The sequence below is a fragment of the Microbacterium sp. SA39 genome, from assembly GCF_000967865.1.
Lineage (GTDB): Bacteria > Actinomycetota > Actinomycetes > Actinomycetales > Microbacteriaceae > Microbacterium.
The window spans coordinates 1-16559 of record NZ_JXRU01000014.1 but is presented as its reverse complement, the minus strand read 5'-3'; the positions used below and the strand labels follow the sequence as shown (position 1 = coordinate 16559).

The 16559-nt window shown below is 70.4% G+C and carries 17 protein-coding genes; 8 read left to right on the top strand and 9 right to left on the bottom strand.

Annotated elements, in window-relative coordinates; genetic code table 11:
• Window positions 1-79 precede the first annotated feature (79 nt).
• Together RS85_RS00355 and RS85_RS00350 are read right to left on the bottom strand one after the other, a co-directional pair.
• The gene (locus RS85_RS00355; RefSeq protein ID WP_046011428.1) at window positions 80-901 is read right to left on the bottom strand and encodes a hypothetical protein; all 822 of its coding nucleotides are present in this window, start codon (window positions 899-901) and stop codon (window positions 80-82) included.
• Window positions 901-1632 (bottom strand): ATP-binding cassette domain-containing protein, encoded by a 732-nt coding sequence (locus RS85_RS00350; RefSeq protein WP_046011427.1) that lies wholly within the window; start codon window positions 1630-1632, stop codon window positions 901-903. The genes RS85_RS00355 and RS85_RS00350 overlap by 1 nt, the downstream gene beginning before the upstream one ends.
• Window positions 1633-1754: 122 nt before the next feature.
• On the opposite strand from RS85_RS00350, the gene RS85_RS00345 reads away from it, so the two are divergent.
• Window positions 1755-2879, top strand: a complete 1125-nt coding sequence (locus RS85_RS00345) for an FUSC family protein (protein WP_052703238.1) — start codon at window positions 1755-1757, stop codon at window positions 2877-2879.
• Window positions 2880-2965: 86 nt separating this feature from the next.
• On the opposite strand, the gene RS85_RS00340 is transcribed toward RS85_RS00345, so the two are convergent.
• Both RS85_RS00340 and RS85_RS00335 read right to left on the bottom strand, forming a co-directional pair.
• Window positions 2966-3850, bottom strand: a complete 885-nt coding sequence (locus RS85_RS00340) for a hypothetical protein (protein ID WP_052703237.1) — start codon at window positions 3848-3850, stop codon at window positions 2966-2968.
• Between the two features lie 90 nt (window positions 3851-3940).
• Window positions 3941-4531, bottom strand: a complete 591-nt coding sequence (locus tag RS85_RS00335) for an ArsR/SmtB family transcription factor (RefSeq protein ID WP_046011426.1) — start codon at window positions 4529-4531, stop codon at window positions 3941-3943.
• A 75-nt stretch (window positions 4532-4606) separates the two neighbouring features.
• Here RS85_RS00335 and RS85_RS00330 point away from each other — a divergent pair, with 75 nt between their 5' ends.
• Entirely contained in the window at window positions 4607-5902 is a 1296-nt protein-coding gene (locus RS85_RS00330) for an MFS transporter (RefSeq protein ID WP_046011425.1), read from the top strand.
• A 19-nt stretch (window positions 5903-5921) separates the two neighbouring features.
• On the opposite strand, the gene RS85_RS00325 is transcribed toward RS85_RS00330, so the two are convergent.
• Complete coding sequence (locus RS85_RS00325) at window positions 5922-6140, bottom strand: SCO4848 family membrane protein (protein ID WP_046011430.1); 219 nt, start codon at window positions 6138-6140, stop codon at window positions 5922-5924.
• A 121-nt stretch (window positions 6141-6261) separates the two neighbouring features.
• Here RS85_RS00325 and RS85_RS00320 point away from each other — a divergent pair, with 121 nt between their 5' ends.
• From RS85_RS00320 to RS85_RS00305, 4 genes are all read left to right on the top strand, one after another.
• Window positions 6262-6885: an RNA polymerase sigma factor gene (locus tag RS85_RS00320; RefSeq protein WP_235282287.1), complete on the top strand. Its 624-nt coding sequence runs from the start codon at window positions 6262-6264 to the stop codon at window positions 6883-6885.
• Window positions 6882-7337, top strand: a complete 456-nt coding sequence (locus tag RS85_RS00315) for a hypothetical protein (protein ID WP_046011423.1) — start codon at window positions 6882-6884, stop codon at window positions 7335-7337. The genes RS85_RS00320 and RS85_RS00315 overlap by 4 nt, the downstream gene beginning before the upstream one ends.
• Window positions 7338-7393: 56 nt before the next feature.
• Entirely contained in the window at window positions 7394-8953 is a 1560-nt protein-coding gene (locus tag RS85_RS00310; protein WP_046011422.1) for a S8 family peptidase, read from the top strand.
• 215 nt (window positions 8954-9168) lie between these two features.
• Window positions 9169-11619, top strand: a complete 2451-nt coding sequence (locus tag RS85_RS00305) for a CHAT domain-containing protein (RefSeq protein ID WP_046011421.1) — start codon at window positions 9169-9171, stop codon at window positions 11617-11619.
• Window positions 11620-11746: 127 nt separating this feature from the next.
• Here RS85_RS00305 and RS85_RS00300 read toward each other — a convergent pair whose 3' ends face one another.
• From RS85_RS00300 to RS85_RS00290, 3 genes are all read right to left on the bottom strand, one after another.
• Window positions 11747-12547, bottom strand: a complete 801-nt coding sequence (locus RS85_RS00300) for a TIGR02569 family protein (RefSeq protein WP_046011420.1) — start codon at window positions 12545-12547, stop codon at window positions 11747-11749.
• Window positions 12548-12556: 9 nt separating this feature from the next.
• Window positions 12557-13462 carry an aminoglycoside phosphotransferase family protein gene (locus tag RS85_RS00295; RefSeq protein ID WP_200894759.1) on the bottom strand — a complete coding sequence of 302 codons (906 nt, stop codon included), beginning with the start codon at window positions 13460-13462 and terminating at the stop codon, window positions 12557-12559.
• Window positions 13463-13541: 79 nt separating this feature from the next.
• Window positions 13542-14483, bottom strand: coding sequence for an AraC family transcriptional regulator (locus RS85_RS00290; protein WP_046011429.1), 942 nt, complete (start codon window positions 14481-14483; stop codon window positions 13542-13544).
• An 81-nt stretch (window positions 14484-14564) separates the two neighbouring features.
• Between RS85_RS00290 and RS85_RS00285 the strand changes: the two genes are divergently transcribed.
• Complete coding sequence (locus RS85_RS00285) at window positions 14565-15428, top strand: hypothetical protein (protein WP_046011418.1); 864 nt, start codon at window positions 14565-14567, stop codon at window positions 15426-15428.
• A 3-nt stretch (window positions 15429-15431) separates the two neighbouring features.
• A complete protein-coding gene (locus tag RS85_RS00280; protein WP_046011417.1) occupies window positions 15432-15893 on the top strand; it encodes an anthrone oxygenase family protein in 462 nt (153 codons plus the stop codon).
• Between the two features lie 408 nt (window positions 15894-16301).
• On the opposite strand, the gene RS85_RS00275 is transcribed toward RS85_RS00280, so the two are convergent.
• Window positions 16302-16559 (bottom strand): hypothetical protein (locus RS85_RS00275; protein ID WP_046011416.1); only part of this gene is annotated, 258 nt, incomplete at its 5' end.

Genomic DNA, 16559 nt, shown 5'->3' with positions numbered 1-16559 from the left:
TGCGGGTTCTGGGGTGTGGTGTCGTTCATGATGTGTCCTTTTCTGTCGGATGGATCGGGTCTGTCGGATGGATCGCGGCTCAGAGGTCGCGTCGAGAGAGAGCGACGGATGCCGCGGCGAGCGCCGCTGCCGAGAGCACGGCCAGCGCGATCAGTGCCACGCCGACGTTCACCTCGGCCGACCCGCCATGGATGACGTTCTGCGCCAGGGCGACCGGGAGGAACTGCGTCCAGACGGGAGCGGTGCCGCCGATCAGCGCGGTCACGGCGGTGAGGAGGGGCTCCACGAACAGGATCGAGAGCATCGTGATGACGCCGGCGAGCTGCGTGCGCACGAGGATGCCGACGGCGAGGCCGATCAGGGCGAGGCCCGCGACAGCGAAGACGCCCCGGCCGAGTGTGGCGACGACGTCGCCGATGCCGGCGGTGAAAGCGGTCCCGGTCATGGCGAGCGCGACGACCAGAGCAGCGAGGCTGACGACCGCCATGACGGCGCCGATGACGACACCGACGAGGCCGGTGGCCAGGGCCTTGCCCACGACGATGCGACCACGACGCGGCGAGGCGAGTGCCGCGCCGACCATGCCGCCGTAGCGGTCGTCACTGGTGCCGGCCAGGACGCCGAGCAGCACGATGGCGAGGAGTGCGATGCCGATCGAGCCGCCTCCCATCGAGGCGCCGAGCGGGATGATCGCGGCGAGCTGCGCCGCCGCGGAGGTCAGGTCGAGCACCGGGAAGTCGGTGCCGAGCGCCGCGGCGCCGGGACCGATGTCACCGCGAGCCAGCGCGGGGAGCACGGTCACGAAGATCAGCTGCGTCAGGACGAGGCCGATGACGGCGACGAGGGCCGAGACCTTCGTCGCGGTGGTCGTGGTCAGTCCGAGGAGTTCTGCGCGGAACATCAGCGCACCCCCGCAGTTCCGGTGACCTGGAGGTAGTAGCCCTCGAGGTCTCCGCTCGCGGTGGCGACGGCATCCGTCAACGTCACGTCGGCGACGACCCGCCCGTCGGCGATCACGACGATGTCGTCGGCGATGTCCTGCACGTCGGAGAGCAGGTGCGAGGACAGCAGCACGGTGCCACCGGCATCCGCGAACGCCCGCAGGCGATCACGCAGCCAGCGCATACCGGCGGGGTCGAGGCCGTTGGAGGGCTCGTCGAGGAGGAGCAGCTCCGGCTCGCCGAGGAGCGCCGCGGCGATCGCGATGCGCTGCTTCATGCCGAGCGAGTATCCGCCGGACCGGCGGTCGGCGTGTGCGGTCATGCCCACCTCGGCGAGCACGACGTCGACGCGCTGGGGCGCGACGTCGGCGCGGGCCGCGGCGATGCGCAGATGCTGCCGTCCGGTGCGGGCGGGGTGGAGGCCACCGGCGTCGAGCACGGCGCCGACCATCGTGGCCGGACGCTCGAGGTCGCGGTAGGGACGCCCGAAGACCAGCGCCTCACCCTGGTCGGCCGCGATGAGGCCGAGCAGCAGGCGGATGGTGGTGGTCTTGCCGGCGCCGTTGGGCCCGAGCAGGCCGACGACCCTCCCGGCCCTGGTCGAGAAGCCGACCCCGTCGACGCGGGGGCGGCCATGGAAGCTCTTGCGCAGTCCGCGCGCCTGGAGCGGCGGAGATGTGGAAATGTTCATGCCTTCAGCCTCGCGAGAACGCTGCGAGAGCGCCCCCGTCCGCCGCACGGGATGGCCCTGTTCGCAAGGACAGTCCTCGACCGATTAGCCCAGACGGATGCCGTCGACTACGGTCGCTTCCCGTGAAGACCTCCACCCTGAGTGCGCGCCGATCCGGCATCGCGCACTCCCTCCGCGAGGCCGTGCTCCCCGCCCGGCTGCTGTTCGTCGCGAAGACGACCCTCGCGGCCGGGCTCGCGTGGATCATCGCCCCGCACATGCCCGGAGTCACCGACGAGTACCCGTACTACGCTCCGCTCGGCGCCCTGGTGAGCATGTATCCGACGCTGATGGGCTCAGTGCGGTCGAGCCTGCAGACGCTGGTCGGGCTGGCGACCGGTATCGGCCTGGCCACGCTGGTGGTGCTCACGATCGGACCGACCTGGTGGTCGGTGCCGGTGATCATCGGGGTCGGCGTGCTGCTGTCGGGCACCGGCTGGTTCGGCGTGGGGCGTGAGTATGTGCCGATGGCGGCCCTGTTCGTACTCGCGGTCGGCGGGCAGGATGCGGACGACTTCTCCCTCGGCTACCTGACGCAGACGGCGGTGGGCGTCGCGATCGGGCTGCTCATCAACGTCGTGATCGCGCCCGCACCGCTCACCGGCGAAGCCGAAGCGCGCGTGCGCGCGTTCCGAGAGGAGCTGGCGTCGCACCTGCACGACATCGGCTCAGCGGTGTCGGAGTCCTGGCCGCCCGAGCACGAGAAGTGGGCGGATGACGCGGCATCCCTCGCCGACACGACGGCGATCCTGCGCGCCGCACTCGCCGAGGCCGCCGAGAGCCGCCGCGGCAATCCGCGCGCGCGTGGGCGGCGCGGCGAGACGCAGCACATCCACGAGCAACTGGGAACCCTCGACCGGATCGCCCACCTCATCCGCGATATCTCGGATGCCACGGCTGACACGATCTGGGACCGCCCGGCGGCGATGCCTCTGGACGCGGCCCTCCCCGAACCGCTGTCGGCCGCGTGTCATGCCGTGGCAGACGTCATCGCCCAGGAGGATCCGACCTCGAGCGAGGGCCATCGGCAGCGCGGCGAGGCGGCGCGGGCGATCCGACTGCTGCTCGAGCGCGTCGATGACCGCACGCTGGACGTGCGCCGCACGATGGGCCCGGGGGTTCTCACGGCCATGCACCTGCGCCGGATCCTGATCCTCTCCGGGATGCCCGATAAGGATGCCGACACCGAGGCCGACGAAGAGGCCTGATCGCCGCGGATCGAGCGGTGCGGCTCCCCGCGCCCCCGGCTGATCAGTCTGCGGACTGACAGCGGGGAGCGAGGGGGCCGCGATACTCAGCGCCCGAGGCCGACCCGGTCGACCTTGCGGTGGAACCGCATGCCGGCGAGGCCACCGAGGATGGCACCGATCAGGGTGACCACAGCGGCGCCGAGGGCGGTGAGGATGCCGGTGAGCGTCGCCGTCTCCGGAGTGACGGGGATGCGCGGGAAGCCCTGCAGGTTGCCGAGAATGTCCCACTGGGCGCCGGCGATCGCGGTGATGATCGCGACGATGATCGCGATGGCGATGGCCCAGATCCAGACGGCGATGCCCTGCTTGGCACCACTGAACCGCGCCATCCGACCCGCGACGTAGCCGCCGGCGTAGTACGAGATGAACAGGACCAGGCCGATCACGACCAGCGCGATGATGCCTCCGGCGCCGAGCGCGGCGTCGGTGACGGAATCGGCGGCCTCTTCGGGAGAGACGCCGCTGCCGATGCCGACCGCCGCGCCGACCGCGGTGACCAGCGCGGTCAGCAGCACGGTGGTTCCCATCGCCGTGAGCCAGCCGAAGAACGCGGAGCCGAACTTGAAACCGCCGAACTCCGCCTTCTCGCGCTCGTGCACGTCGCGCTGGAGGGTGCGCACATCGTCGCCGTCGTGCACACGTGTGTCGTCGTGCGTACGGGTGTCGTCGACCGGGACCGCGGCAGGCGGGGAGTCGGCGTGGTGGATCTCGTCCCGGGGGACGGGCCGGGTCTCGTCGTCACGGGGGACGGGCCGGGTGCTGTCGTCCTGGTACACGGGGCGGGTGGTGTCATCGACGGGCACCGTGCGGGGCGTCCCGTCGGCGGGGATGTCGGCGCGAGGAGCGCCGGTGTCGTGCACAGGCGCGTCGCCGGAGACGCGGGGATCGCGCGTGATGCGGGGCTCAGGAGTGCTGTTGTCGGTGCTCATGCCCAGAAGCTAGGCCATGCAGCCGCTCGCAGCGCAGGTACTTGTACTTTCGCCGGATTGCGCGTAACTTGCCGCGTTGCGGTGAGTGCCCTAGATCGCGTCATCCGCGGCGACGAGGTCGAGCTGCCAGTAGCGCCCCGCCGGATCGGCGTCGTCGTGCGCCTCGTCAGCCGCATCGAGAACCTCGTTGAGCGCGTTCATAGCGGCTTCGAACTCGGCCTCGGTGAGTCGGATGGTGCGCTGCGTGAAGGCTGCATGCACCTCCGCCGTGCGGCCGGCGACGTACTCGGGGGTCCAGGCGAGCACCCGGCGGACGAGATCTTGATGATCCTCGGCGAGCGCGCCGACCACGGCGGCTCCCAGGGTCTCGTCGGGGACCGGATTCTCGGGCCCACCGAGGTTGAGTGCGCCCTTGCGCCCGGTCCAGACGCGGTCCCGGCGGTCGCGCGCCTTCTCGGGAGCCTCCTCGATGAGCCCCGCATCAGCCAGCGTGCGCAGGTGGAAGCTCACGCTGTTGGCGGGCACGTCCAGCTCGGCGGCGACATCGGCGGCGCGCAGGAAGCCACGGCGCGCGATAAGCCGGAGGATCTGACGGCGCAGCGGGTGGGAGTAGGCCTTGAGCATCGCCGAGGTCATCCAGACGGTGTCTTCCTTCGACCGCTGCGTCTGCTCTTCCGTCATGCTGCGATCCTACCGACACCGTTTATTGCGCAATTAGACTTGCGCAATTGTTCTTGCGCATCTACGCTCGACGTCATGAGCACCACGACCCTGCCGCACCGCCTGTGGCGCAACACCCGGTACCTCACCTGGCTCGTCAGCGACACGAGCAAGGGCCTCGCGGCGACACTCTTCGCCTTCGCCATCCCGCTCCTCGCGCTCATCATCACGAACGATCCCGCACAGGCCGGCATCATCGGGGCCGCAGGGATGGTCGCCCGCCTGATCGCGACTCTCGCGGGCGGCATCCTCGCCGACCGCCACCGTCGCATCCGCCTCATGCTGATCGGCTCGCTCATCGGCATCCTGTTCGCCGGCGCGTTCACGCTGCTCGCCCTCGGCGACGCCCTCACCTTCGGGTCGCTGCTCGTCATCGATGTTCTCCTCGCCGCCCGCAGCGGGCTCTTCGACGTCGCCGGCGAGAGTGCGATCAAGGAGATCGTTCCGGATGAGGCGATGGGCCGCGCGCAGGCCGCGAACCAAGGACGGGATGCCGCTCTGCAGCTCGCCGGCGGCCCGATCGGCGGGCTCCTGCTCGGCGTCGGCGGATGGTTGGTCGGCGTCGCGATGACCGTCTGTCACCTCGTGGCTGCGGTGACGGCGTGGATGCTGGGCCGCGAGGCACGCGGGGCAGGGATCGTGGATGCCGGCGCGGAGAGTGACACCGAACCCGCTCCCGTCGTGAAGCCCGATGCCTGGGCCGAGCTGCGCGAAGGATTCCGCTGGCTGCTCTCGCGTCCGGATCTCGGGGGCGTGCTGCTCATCACCACCACCATCAACCTCGGCTTCAACGCCGCGATCACCACCGTCATCTACTCCCTGCAGCAGAGCGGGTACCCCGAGGTGCTGATCGGCGGGATGACCGCCGCGGTCGGGGCCGTCATGCTCGTCGGCGCGCTGCTGTCTCCGCTGATGGTGCCGCGGATCAAGGCCGGTGTGCTCACCATCATCGGCCTCTCGATCGCGGCGGCGGGCACGATCGGGCTCACCCTCGTGACCGAGCCCTGGGCCATCGTCGTCGTGCTCGGCCTCGCCGTGCTGTTCGTCCCGGCCCTCAACGCCGGGATGATGGGCTACTTCATGGTCGCGACGCCGACCCACCTGCTCGGTCGGGCGAACAGCGCTGCGGGCGTGCTGGGTATGGGCGCTCTTCCTCTCGCGCCCCTCATCGCCGGCTTCGGACTCTCCTGGGTCGGCCGCGAGTGGACGCTGCTCATCTGCGCCGCGCTCTGCCTCATCGCCGTCGCGCTCGCCGTCACCAACCGGGCGCTTCGGGCGCTGCCCGTCGAATCACGCTGGGCCGAGCACGCGAAGCAGTACGAGACGGTGTGAGTCGACGAGACCTTGTGAGTCAGAGGGCGCCGGTGAGCGCGGCGATGCCGACGAGCACCGAGACCAGCGCCAGCACCAGGGCGATCGAGATGAGCACGACGTGCACCTTCAGGAACGCCGTCGCCGTGCCGCTCTCGTCGCGCGAGCGCGGATCCTTCGCGATCCGCTTGTAGAACTGCGGCCAGACGATGACGTTGAAGGCGGCGTTGAGGAACAGCACGATGGCGAGGGGGATCACCCTTCCACGGTAGCGAGTCCCGGCTCCGGCATCCGACGGGAACAGCCGCGCATTCTTGGACCCGGACATGTATCAGATTGCTCTTGCCGTGCTCCTGGTAGATGTGATCACAATGGGCTTCATGATCGACGGTGCACCTGGCGCCGCTCTCGATCCTGCCTCGGACGATGGACCCGCACGCTGGGAGCGGGCCGCTGACCTCTTCGACGCATGGCGCGAGGGTGACAGTCGCGCGATGGACGAGCTCGTACGTCTCATGACGCCCGTGCTCTGGCACGTCGTGCGCGCCTACGGGCTCGAGCGCACGCTGGCCGAAGACGTCGTGCAGACGACGTGGCTGCAGCTGGTGCGCGGGCACGGGTCGATCGCCGACCCGCGCGCGGTGTCGGCCTGGCTCACCACGACCGCACGGCGCGAGGCCTGGAAGGTCGGCAAGGCGCACGGCCGGGTCGATGCGACGGATGCCGACGACCTCGACGCCCTGCTCCCCGAGCAGGCGTCCGCCGAGGAGCACGCGACCATCGGTGACGAGAACCGCCGGTTGTGGCTGGCTGTGCAGCGCCTCGCCGAACGGTGCCAGCGGCTGCTGCGGGTGATCGCGTTCGACGACCGCCCCGACTACGCGCGGATCGCCGCCGACCTCGACATGCCGATCGGCAGCATCGGCCCCACGCGCAACCGCTGCCTCGCGAAGCTCCGCGCTCTGCTCGAGGGATCGAACCTGCGGACGGAGGGCCTCGCATGAGCGACCACGAGGACGCCGAGCTGTTCGCCCGGCTGCGGACGATGTGGAACGAAGTCGACCCGATGCCCGCGGGCCTGATCGATCGGATGGTCGCGGCGGTCGCCGCCGACGGGCTGACCCGCGAGTACGCCCTGCTCACCCTGGTGGAGGGCGAGCTCGGCGCCGTGCGCGGCGAAGCGGATGCTCTCACGCTGCAGTTCAGCGACGGCACGACCAGCATCCTGCTGCACGTCACGACCACTGCCTCGGGATGGCGTCGGGTCGACGGCTGGGTCGACACGTCCACGGCCGAGATCGTGTTGACGCAGGGAGAGCGGTCGGTCTCCACGACGCCCGCCGAGACCGGGCGCTTCGTGTTCGACGACGTCCCGCCGGGACTGACGCGGGTGCGCCTCAGCACCGGCGATGGCGAGGCGGCGCGCAGTCTTTCGACCCCGCAGTTCGAGTTGTGATCACGGGCGCTGGCCGTCGATGACGACGCGGGGCGCCCAGGACGAGAGGATGATCCATGGAGCAGCCCAAGGGATGGACGTGGCAGGACCGCGCGGAGGGTTCGATCCGCCGAGGCACGGCGCTGGATCCGAGTCTCGAGCCCGTCGACGGCATCCTCGCCTTCCCCACCGCCTACCTGCCGCAGCGTCTGCTCATCACTCGCAGTGAAGAGGACCAGGAAGCCTACGACCAGGAGCTGCGCACCCTGCGAGACGCGGCGGACACCTTCGGCTGGCAGCTCGAGATCGAGTCGGACACCGGCCGCGCCCGCGAACTCACGCCCGGGGTGCCCGGCTTCCTGCGCGCGTATCTGACGACACCCGATGAACCGATCCGCCGGGAATCGCCGGTCGCGCCGGACGCCTGGCGGGTGCTGCAGCGAGCGCGACGCATGTCGCGCTCGACCATGCCGCGCACGAGCCTCGAGCATGTGCTGTCGATCGACCCGGTCGGTCTCAACCCGTTCACGCGCACGAACCCGTTCACCCGCACGAATCCGTTCACTCGGACCAACCCGATCCGAGGGGCGGGAGCCGGCGGCAGCGACGACTACCTCGCGCCGGGGCGCGGTGCACGACAGCCGGTCAGCTGGCTGGGTCCGGCACCGCAGCGCGGACCTGCCCCGAAGCGCGGAAGGCGACCTGTCGTCGCGGTGCTCGACACCGGCTGCGGTATGCACTCCTGGCTGCCCGACGACATCGTGACCCGTCACGTCGAGCTCGACGGGGTGCCTGTCGGGCTGACCGACGACGCCGATCCGGAACGCTACCCCGACCTCTACGGCCAGCTCGACGGCGAGATCGACGCCGTGTCGGGGCACGGCACGTTCATCGCGGGCATCGTGCGGCAGGTGGCGCCGGATGCCGACATCCTCTCGGTCCGCGTCGCCGGAGCCCTCGGCGTGATCGACGAGAGTTCGCTGCTGCTCGCGGTCGCCCAGGTGGTCGAGTTGCTGCGCCGCCACCGAGAGGACCCGTCGACCGGGTTCCCGATCGACGTGCTCAACCTCTCGCTCGGCTACTCTCACGAGACCCCGACCGACGGACTGTTCAGCCTGACGCTGTACGCCCTGCTCGCGAAGGCGCGGGCGCTGGGGTGCGTGGTGGTGTGCTCGGCCGGCAACGACGCGATCGACCGGCCGTCGTTCCCCGCGTCCCTGTGGGCGTGGCCGGGCGCCGACAACGGCATCCGCGCCGATCACGATGCCCCGCATGTCTCGGTCGGCGCGCTGAATCCCTCGGCGCACTCGGTCGCCCTGTTCTCGAACGTCGGCCCGTGGGTGCAGACCTACGCCCCGGGCGCGGCCGTCGTGAGCACGTCGCCCGCGTTCGTCGGCGGAGAGCAGGCGGCCACGAGGGCCGACCTCGACGGGCTGCGCCGAGAGACGCTCGACCCCGACGACTACCGCGGTGGCTTCGCCGTCTGGAGTGGCACGTCGTTCGCCGCTCCATACGTCGCCGGGCGGATCGCCGCCGAGCTCGGGACTGTTCCGATCGAGGGAGTGTCGGCGGATGCCGCAGCCAAAGCCGTCGCCGCCGTGGCGAAGACCCTGCCGGCTCCAAGGGATCGGGGCTGACGCCGGCGGCATCCGTCTCTTCGCCGAGCATCCGTCGGTCCGCCGGGCATCTGTCGGTCCGCCGGGCGCCTGTCGGTGGATAAGACAGATGCAGGTCGAAAACCGCGGAATCAACCTGCATCCGTGATCTCGACCTGCATGTGTACTCGCACGAAGAGACGACCAACGGATGCCGCGCTCTTCCGCGCGGCCCCGGCGCACGGCATCCTGGACCGATGCCCCTGTCCGCGAGCGAGCTGCACCGGCGCGGCGTCGAAGCGGCGAACGCACGGCGGTTCACGCAGGCGCGGCGCGCACTCGACGCGGCATCCGTCCGCACCGACGACCCGGACCTGCGGGCGCGCATCGACGGGACCGCAGCGTACGTGCTGGCCCAGACGGGTGGGCCTGCCGCGGCCGAGCAGCAGTGCCGTGCCGCACTCGGCCGCCGCGGACTGAGCGCGGGAACGATCGCCGTGCTCAGCGGCCAGCTCGGCACTCTGCTCATGCACGGCGGTCGGCTGGAGGAGGCCGAGGCGATGCTCACCCGCGCGATCGACGCGCTGGCCGGCATCGGCGAGGAGTCGATCGAGCTCGCGAACTGCCTGATGAACCGTTCGGTCGTGCGGATGCAGCGTCATCAGCTCGACGCCTGCACCGACGACATCCGTCGCGCCGTGGCCGTCTATGAGGCCGCGGATGCCGCCGAACCGCTCGCCGAAGCACAGCACAACCTCGGCTATGCGGCCCTGCTGGGTGGCGACCTCGTCACGGCCCTCACGCTGATGACCCGGTCGCGACCGGCGCTGGCTGCGACCAGCGACCTCGCCGCCGCGATCAGCGACCTCGACCGCGCGGAGGTGCTGCGCGACGCCGGTCTCACGACCGAGGCGGAGGCGCTGCTCGGCAAGGTCGCGCGCGAGTTCGGGGCGCAGCGAATGCGACAGGCCCGAGCCGAGGCGGAGTTCCATCTCGCGCGGTCGCTGCTGCGCCACGATCCGAGTGCTGCAGAGCGAACCGCGCGCACCTCCGCTCGGCGCTTCACGTCCCTGAACAACGCGGCGTGGACGGCACGCGCGGATGCCGTGCGTCTGGAAGCGCGGCAGCGCGCGCGTCCGGATCGTCCGCTCGAGGCGGCGGAGTTCGCCCGTACCGCGAAGGCTCTCGAACGCAGCGGCTTCCGCACCGAAGCGGCGGGCCTGCGTCTCAGTGCGCGGCGAGACGGCTCGGGACGGATGCCGCGGGTCGATCGCGCCTCGCCGACACCGCTGCGACTCCATGCGCACGAGGTCCGCACGGCGCGCGCGGCCGCCGCCGGACGGGATCGGGACGCCCTGCGCGCCGCAGCCGAAGGACTCGAGCTGCTCACCACGTGGCAGAGGTCGTTCGGCGCCCTCGACCTGCAGGCGTCGCTGGCCATGCACGGCAGTGACCTGATGTTCGCGGGTCTGTCTGCCGCGGCACGGCTGGGCGATCCCGCGGTGCTGTTCGAGTGGTCCGAGCGCGCGCGGCACCTCAGCCAGCAGGTCGCGCCCGTGCGCCCCCCGAACGACGGCGCCCTCGCGCAGGATCTGGCGGAACTGCGGATGCTGCGCGCCGAGCTCTCGGGGCAGGACTGGACCACCGACGCCCGGGTGCGCCACCTCCGCGACCGGGTGCGGGAGCGGCAGTGGTCGATGACGGGTGCGGGGTCCACTCGCGAGCGCGTCCGGCTGCCGGAGACGATGGCCTCGCTCGACCCCGACACGGCCGTCCTCGCCTACGTGTTCACGGGCGCCGAACTTCTCGCCGTCGTGGTGACGGCAGCGGAGGCGACGATCGTCGACCTCTCCTGGCGGCGCGTGCGGGCGGCCCTGGACGGGCTGAGAGCAGACCTCGACGTGTCGGCCCTGACCCGCGGAGGCGTGATGGGAGAGGTGACAGCCCGGGCGCTGGAGTCACGCCTCGGGCTCATCGACGCGGCCCTCCTGGAGCCGGTTCGCAGGACGGCACCCGCGGCCGCCCGGTATGTGCTCACGGTGCCGGGCGTGCTCGGCGGCGTGCCCTGGGCGATGCTCCCGAGCATGGCCGGCACTCCGTTCACCCTCGCGACCTCGGTTTCGCGGTGGCGGGCGGATGCCTCGGCAGGTCGGCGACTCCCGACGCGCGTCGGCTTCGCGGCAGGTCCGCGCGTGCCCCGCGCCGCCGAGGAACTGCACCGCGCGGCATCCGCCTGGGGTCGGGACGGCACCGCGCTCCGCATGCTCGACGGCCCGGATGCGACGGTCGCCGCCGTCACGGCCCTCGCGGCCGAGGTCGATACGCTGCACATCGCTGCCCACGGGCGGCACGCCGTCGACAATCCCCTGTTCTCCGGGTTCGAGCTGGCCGACGGCGCCCTGTACGGCTACGACGTCGACCTGATCCCGCGCGTTCCTGCGACGGTGATCCTGTCGGCGTGCGAGCTCGGCCGCTCGTCGGTGCGCTGGGGCGAGGAGGCGCTCGGCATGACGCGGGTCTGGCTGCACGCCGGGGCGCACTGCGTGATCGCGGCGCCCGTCGCCGTGCCCGATGACGACGCGTGCGAGCTGCTAGGCGCGGTGCACACCGGGCTGGCCGAGGGCCTCGCGCCGGCTGTGGCGCTGGCCGCGGCATCCGACTCCACCGGCATCCGGGCGCCGTTCCAGTGCCATGGGAACGGGTTCTGAGGCCTCGATCGGGTCATTCGAAGGTCACGCGTCGAGTTGGCCCGCAACGAGACCACCTGAGATGGTCAACGAACCGTTGACCGATTAGCCCCGAGGAGTCGCGGTCATGTTCAGGTCGAACTCGAGCTCAGGTCTCAGGAAGGGAGATCACCGCGCGGACGATCGGAGCGTGGCGCGCGAGGTGGTCGGCCGTCCACACTCCGAGAAGGTGAAGAGTCGTGATGCGGAACGCGAGCGCTCGCAGCAGGAACTGACGCCATTCGGGAATGCCCCGATCCTCCCCGAGCACCTCACGCGAGAGTCCGTGCCAGCAGACGGAGTCCACAGCGGCGACCGCGGCGGCGTATCCGGCCGGCCGCCAGTAGGGCGCCCAGTCGATGATCGCGGGCGGACGATCCGCAGCGAAGAGAACGTTGCCGAGGAGGTCGCCATGGATCACCTGAGCCGGAGAAGACACGTCCCGGTACGCATCCGCGAGGACGCGCAGAAGAGGATCCGCGGGCGAAGGCTCCTCCGACCACGCGATCCGGTCGGCACGACTCCAGGCATCACCGGCCGCGGCGATGAAACCCGGACGTGCGTGCCGCGCGACAGCGAGATGAAAGGCGGCGCCTGCAGCGATCACATCGGCCAGACGCGTCTCGTCAGCCTCACCCTGCACCCATTCCATCGCCTGCCAGTGCTCGTGCAGCCAGTCTCCGTCGAGCGCTCGGAGCGGTCGTGGAACCGTGAAGCCCTCGCCCGGCGCGAGCTCTGAGAGAACTTGCGACTTCCACCGCGCCTCCTCGTCGCCTTCCACCGGACGCAGGACGATATCTCCCGCTCGCCAGGTGAAACCGCGCCCGCCGGCCAGAAGCACGGGCGCGACATCCGCACCGAAGGCGTCGAGGACGGACGTCGACGGCCGGCCTGCTGCGAGCGCGTTCATGCGAACAGGCTAAACCTCGCCTCGCTGTGCCATTCGGTGATCCTCGATGATCGCGTCGATGGCGGCGCGAGCCTTCCGCGCCTCGGACTCCGGAGAGTGGGAGCCGGCGGACCCGGCCGCCACGACCAAGGCCTTCCACATCGCCCATCCCCGTGCTCGCGCCCATGCGTCGGCACCGAGGGCTCTGTGTTCTCGGAATGCCTGGCGGGCGGCACCGCGCATGGTGACCACGCCGATCACGAGGTCGCACACCGGATCCCCGATACCCGATGTGCCGAAGTCGATCACGGCACTGAGCCGTCCGTCCTCGTCGACGAGGAGATTGCCTTCGCTGACGTCGCCGTGGAACCAGACCGGCTCACCCTGCCATCGCGTCTCCACTGCGGCTTCCCACACCTCGCGAACGGCGCTCGCATCGATCGTCGCGCCCAGCACCTCGATCGCGCTGAGCGTCTCGTCCGCATAGACCGCCGGACTGTCTCCGCGGAAGAAGTTGTGCACCCCCGGGGCGGGTCCGTCCTGAGCGTCCACCCGCTCAAGAGCCGCCAAGAACTCGCCGAGCGACGCAGCGAACATCGGGTCGCGCTCGATCAGCGCGGTCTCGGGCGGCCGTCCGGGGAGCCAGCGGTAGACGGACCACGGGTGGGGGAAGCGATCCGCGGGATGCCCGATCCCCACGGGTTCGGGGATCGCGAGGGGCAGTCGAGGCGCGAGAACCGGCAACCAGCGCTGTTCCTTCTCCACCTGGAGGACGTAGGCACTGCTGCTCGGCAGCCTCACGCTGAGGTCGTCCCCCAACCGGAAAGTGCGGTTGTCCCACCCTCCCGGGAGAGCCTGCGCCACCGGCAATCCGCTCCATTGAGGGAACTGTTCCGCGATGAGGGATTCGACCAGATCCTCGTCAATGTTCGTCACAAGCGCTCCGTTCGGGGTACTTCCCACTGTCATGCTCCCAGCACCACCAGCTCCCGTGTTGTCCGCGGACTCCGGGCCCTCAGACGCCGGACACCCTCGCCCGATGGTCGCGCGGGCTCTCGCCGCGTTCGCGTCGGAAGGCGGCGCTCAACGCGAAGGCCGTGCCGTAGCCGACCTCGGTCGCGATCGAGGCGAGCGTGCGCGACGGGTCTCTCAGCAGATCGGCGGCGAGCTTGAGCCGCCACTCGGTGAGATAGCCCATCGGTGGCTGACCGACCAGATCGGCGAACCGGCGGGCCAGCGTCGCCCGCGACACGTGCACGCGCGCGGCGAGAGCGGCGAGCGTCCAGTCGCGTCCCGGATCGGCGTGCAGGAGGCGGAGGACAGGTCCGACGACGGGATCGGTCTGCGCTCGAGACCACCCGTCCTGATGATCGGGGTGGGCGAACCACGAGCGGATCGCGCCGATCAGGAGCAGGTCGAGCAGTCGATCCAGCACCACTTCCTGCCCCGGAAGGTCGCGAGCGATTTCGTCGGAGAGCACGCCCACGAGCGGCGCACTCGAACCGTCGGACGGCACCAGCACCGCCGGTGGCAGCAGGTCGAGCAGGCTGTCACTCACCTCACCGCGCACCTGATAGGTGCCGGTCAGCATGACCGTGGTTCCGGCGGGATCGTTGCCCCACGCCCGCACCCCGAACTCCGCGAGGTAGTCCCAGTCGGCGCCCGTGAGCATCGTTGGGTTCTGATCCCGGTCGATCACCACATTGACGGGACTGCGGGGATCATCCGCAACGCGGTACCGGTGGCCCGGTCCGCGCAGGAGCACGATGTCTCCCGGTTCGACCTCGACAGGTTCGCCATCATCGGGGATGATCCAGGCGCTCCCCTGCATGAGCACGAGCAGCGTGAGCGGCGCGTCGTCTTCGATGCGCATCGACCAGGGCGCGGACAGCACGGAACGCAGGATGAACGCCCCCGCCGCGCGCGAACGATCCAGCACTGCGGTCATGCCGTCCATGATCGCCACTTTAGACGTCTGCGTATGCTTTCGCGTCTCGTGGCCATTCTTCGTCTCGCGTGTGATGGCTTCACTGGAGGCATGACCCACACAGACTCACTTCCCCTTCTCGGCACCTCGCCCATCGCAGCACCCACTGTCGTCCTCGGCGGCACCGGCAAGACCGGCATCCGCGTCACCGAGCGCCTGCGCGCCGCCGGCACCCCCGTCCGTCCTGTCGGTCGGCGAACCGCGATCCCTTTCGACTGGGCGGACCGCCGGACCTGGGATGCCGCGATCGCGGGAGCCGACCGGGCGTACGTCGCCTACGCACCCGACCTCGCCGTTCCCGGCGCTCTGGAAGACGTGCAGGTTCTGACCGCGCGGCTGATCGCGGGCGGAGTGCAGCGAGTCGTCCTTCTCTCCGGACGCGGAGAGCCCGAGGCAGCGGATGCCGAAGACGTCGTGATCGCCTCCGGCGTCGAGTGGGGCGTCGTGCGGTGCTCCTGGTTCTTCCAGAACTTCACCGAGAGCTACCTCCGCGACCCGCTCGTGCAGGGCGCTCTCCACCTTCCGGCCGGCGGAGTGTCTGAGCCGTTCGTCGATCTCGACGACGTCGCGGATGTCGCCGCGGCGACACTGCTCGACACGAGCCTCACGGGCCGAGTTCACGAGCTCACCGGACCAGAACTGCTCACCTTCGCGGACGTCACCGAGATCGTGTCCCGGCACACCGGTCACAGCATCGAGTACATCCCGATCTCCTCCGAGGAGTATGCGCGGGCGGCACTCGCGGATGGCGCACCGGCCGACGTCGTGGCTCTGCTCGGGTATCTGTTCGACGTCGTGCTGGACGGCCGCAACGAGAGCGTGACCGACGGGGTCGAGCAGGCTCTCGGCCGCGCGCCGCGTTCGTTCGACTCGTTCGCCGCAGCATCCGCCGCCGCCGGCCTCTGGAAGGCATGAACCATGGGTGATCTCGTGCAGTTCGCAACCGCCGCCGCCGTGGTGTGCACCGCCGTCGTCGGCGGAGTGTTCTTCGCGTTGTCGTCGTTCGTGATGCCGGCGCTCGCCCGGCTGGAGCCGGCAGCGGGCATCGTGGCCATGCAGTCGATCAACGTCCGCGCGGTGCGTCCCGCGTTCATGCTGGCGCTGTTCGGGACGGCGGCGGTCGCCACGGTCGTCGGGATCGCGCGCTTCGGCGATCCCCTCATCGTCGCCGCGGCCGCCGTCTACCTGGTCGGCGTGATCGGCGTCACCATCGTCGCCCACGTGCCGCGCAACGATGCGCTCGCCGCCGTCGACCCCCGTAGTGCGGCCGCCGCAGAGACCTGGCGGCGCTACCTGACCGGATGGTGCCGGTGGAATCACATGCGCTGGATCGGCGCGGTCGTCAGCTCGAGCCTGTTCCTCGCGGCGATCCTGCGCTGATGAGCCCTCATCTCCGGTTTTCTCCATTCGATGTATCAGGACGGATGCCGCGCGCTCCTGTCTTTCAGAAGGTGCCATGAGAAGGACCTCGAAGGTGGAGGTGCGAGGAGGCGCAGTCGGTTGGGGAACATCCGTGCGCTGGGGAGCGCGGGTACGACAGGGACACCTTCTGCTCCGAGTGTGTGGTGGCCGGGAGGCCGCGGCGCTCTTGCAGGGCCTCGGCGATCTGGGGACGCCGGGGCCCTTTCGGCGTGCCCGCTCAGGTCACCGATGCATGGTCCGGCAGTTGTTGCACGTAGGGTGAAAAGGTCGGCGCTTCCTGACAGATATCCCCCTCCTAGGTCTTTACGTACGGCGCCGGTAAGGAGGATCAATGTTCATCCAACGACTGACGGAGCATGCTCGTCGTCACAGCACGTGGTGGAGCGTCGTGAGCGCACTCCTCGTGGCGCTCACCTTCTGCGGGCATGTTTCGGTGACGCAGCCGGTGCGGGAACCTGCACCGGCGCACTCGGCGCAGCCCACTACCGCGCCGACACCCCGGCCCACGCCCACCCCGAAGCCGACCGCGACGCCGGCGCCCGCGCCGACTCCGACTCCGGCACCCACCGAGGCGCCCTCGCCTGCTCCGGAACCGACACCGGCTCCCGCTCCGGCCCCTGCCCC